The following is a 2315-nucleotide window of genomic DNA, read 5'->3' on the forward strand; positions in this document are numbered from 1 at the left end:
GCCCGTTATGAGACGGGATCTCAGATTAAGAAAATCAGATCGAACGATACAGCCGCAAGACGATCTCTGAAAGGGACAGGTCGGACGGGAGGCGGTCGGTGCTGATGACGGCCTGATGGCCTTGCACGTGACCGTGCACCTTCGCCATGTCGCAACCTTTTTGGCCCAGCCTACAGATCGTGAGCGGAGTGATCTCGTTGTCCTCGCGGTCGAGGGCCGGCAAGGAGTGGGCCGCTGGATCATCCGCTTAGCTCGAGTTCGGCCAATCAGGCGGCCTGGCAGAGAGCGTAGGCTCCGGGGTGGGGTAGGACGAACCGCGGTTTCGATTTGTGGCGCTGGCGGCGGGACATCACCAAACTCTGCTCCCGCCAGAGTGCATACCGCACCGCCACAAGGGCATCGACTAGGGTCGGCCTTGGTTTGGCGTACCAGGCCGCTGTCGCGACCCGAGGGCGGTCGCGGATCGGCAGACGACTGGCAAGCAGCGTGACGATCAAGAGCAGGGCGAGCAGGCAGGGCGTCGTACGGGCGATCGCCGTGTCGGACCACTGCCGCTGGGTCTCGACGCCAAGGCGGCGGACTTCTTGGAAGGTGACCTCAACGCTCCACACTCGTCTTCTGTCCTCGCCGCATCTCCGGCTCCTCTGGTCCGGGCTGATCCTCAATCAGCCCGGACCAGAGCCCGTCGGTCAGGTCAGTGGGGCGGAGGACTGCAGCGTCGCCATTCACACAAACGACAGCTCTCTGACGCACAATAGCAGCTGTCGAGCCGGTCACGTCCCCGCGAGCCCGTGACGACAGGCGGGCTGGGCTAGAGACTGAACTGCTCTCAGCCCAGTCCGCCACCTCAGCTTACAGCGGGTCCCTCACGGCCTCACCGATCATTATTCCAACGCGCTCGGTTCGCTGCTTCACTGTTTCCGAACTACCTTTGATAATAGCCTCTATCGTTCGGTGCTTTCGCAAAAATTTTTCTTCGCATTTCGGACTTCACTTGCCGATTATGATCATAGGAGTATACAAAAACTTAGAAGCTACAATGTCTCGCAGCATATCAGCGAGGTAACGCCTCTTTTATTTCATCAAAAGTGAATTGCAGAGTTCGTGTTCATTCACGACCACGGCTCGACAGCGTCGCAAGTGTCCGCCGCAGCGAGCCAGCCTGCGCAATGCCCACGCGACCCACACAATTGGCCTGCGCTTTCTCCCACAGCGGAATGGTCGCATCGAGGAGAGCGCGGCCCGACTCCGTCAGACGCACGCGCCGAGCACGTCGGTCATGGGTGTCGGACTCGGTCGCGATCAATCCGCGCTTCTCAAGCAATTTGACGTTGGCCGTGAGAGTGCTCTTGTCGAGGGCAAGCTCCTCGGCCAACTCACGCATGGTCGGCGGATCGCCGAGTGCAAGGACGGTGAGCAGTGTAAACTGCCAGTTTGACAGCCCGACGCTACGGAATACTGCATCGAACTCGCGCCCGATCACGCGTGCAGCGCGCTGAACGGCAACACAGATACAGGCCCGCTCGATGGCTGCAGCCGTGTCGGGGGTCATTCTGTAGGGCATGGACACGTCGTGGTTCCAAACAGGAAGCGGCACCCGGTTCATGCATATGGGTTCAGCAAGCGCTCGTGCGAGCGGCACTCACCGCGGGTCCCAGCCTCCTGCTTGTTTGATATCACACCATGTGCGCCAACGCACATGCGGCCGGTCTCACTGGTTTTATATCAAACCTACCGGGTGAGCTGCATCGCACTCTGCTCCGGACAACCCAGCGCCGACGGCCGCTCAGGCAAAAAGGAGACCACCATGTCCACACCGACCACCGTCGCGTTCGCGATCGCCTCCGCTCTCGCCGCCACCACGCTGCCGGCCGCCGCCCAGGAAAGCCGCACCTTCGCTGCTTGGGGACATGAGTTCATCCGGCCGGAGGCCGGCCATCCGGTCGGCGCGCCCAGCACCTCGCGCAGCGGTGAAGGTGCTGTTCCGCTGCGCAGTAAGGGGCGAGGGACCGCTTACACCTCCTCGTCGGAACGGCCTCCGATCACGGCGTCAGAAGCTCAGACGACGGCTACCCGGACCATCAACGTCTGGGGTGCTCGCATCGAAGTTCCGGCGCGGTAACGGTCATCCTCCTCCGCTCAACCGGTGGAGGTGTGCGTCATCTCCACCACGACAGCTTCCTCCACGGAGAAAATCCATGCCTCTGCATTCCCAAACGTTGGGCCGAAGCGGCTACCCGGGCAGAGTCACCGATGTGCTGGTTGCGTTCGATGGCCACGCAGATCGCCTGACCCGTGTGGCGCTCTACGGCTCC

General features: G+C 61.8%; 3 protein-coding genes. 1 reads left to right on the forward strand and 2 read right to left on the reverse strand.

Going from position 1 to position 2315, the window contains the following annotated elements:
- Positions 1-34 precede the first annotated feature (34 nt).
- Both MFF61_RS33750 and MFF61_RS33755 read right to left on the reverse strand, forming a co-directional pair.
- Positions 35-223: a hypothetical protein gene (locus MFF61_RS33750; RefSeq protein WP_238242233.1), complete on the reverse strand. Its 189-nt coding sequence runs from the start codon at positions 221-223 to the stop codon at positions 35-37.
- Between the two features lie 885 nt (positions 224-1108).
- Positions 1109-1564 carry a MarR family winged helix-turn-helix transcriptional regulator gene (locus MFF61_RS33755; protein WP_096488071.1) on the reverse strand — a complete coding sequence of 152 codons (456 nt, stop codon included), beginning with the start codon at positions 1562-1564 and terminating at the stop codon, positions 1109-1111.
- A 243-nt stretch (positions 1565-1807) separates the two neighbouring features.
- On the opposite strand from MFF61_RS33755, the gene MFF61_RS33760 reads away from it, so the two are divergent.
- A complete protein-coding gene (locus tag MFF61_RS33760; protein ID WP_157914320.1) occupies positions 1808-2122 on the forward strand; it encodes a hypothetical protein in 315 nt (104 codons plus the stop codon).
- Positions 2123-2315: the final 193 nt, after the last annotated feature.

The organism is Methylobacterium isbiliense, from assembly GCF_022179325.1.
Lineage (GTDB): Bacteria > Pseudomonadota > Alphaproteobacteria > Rhizobiales > Beijerinckiaceae > Methylobacterium > Methylobacterium isbiliense.

What these genes read in the sequence shown, in the direction of transcription:
- MFF61_RS33755 (WP_096488071.1), bottom strand. Translation starts at nt 1,564, where the DNA reads ATGCCCTACAGAATGACCCCCGACACGGCTGCAGCCATCGAGCGGGCC.
- MFF61_RS33760 (WP_157914320.1), top strand. Translation starts at nt 1,808, where the DNA reads ATGTCCACACCGACCACCGTCGCGTTCGCGATCGCCTCCGCTCTCGCC.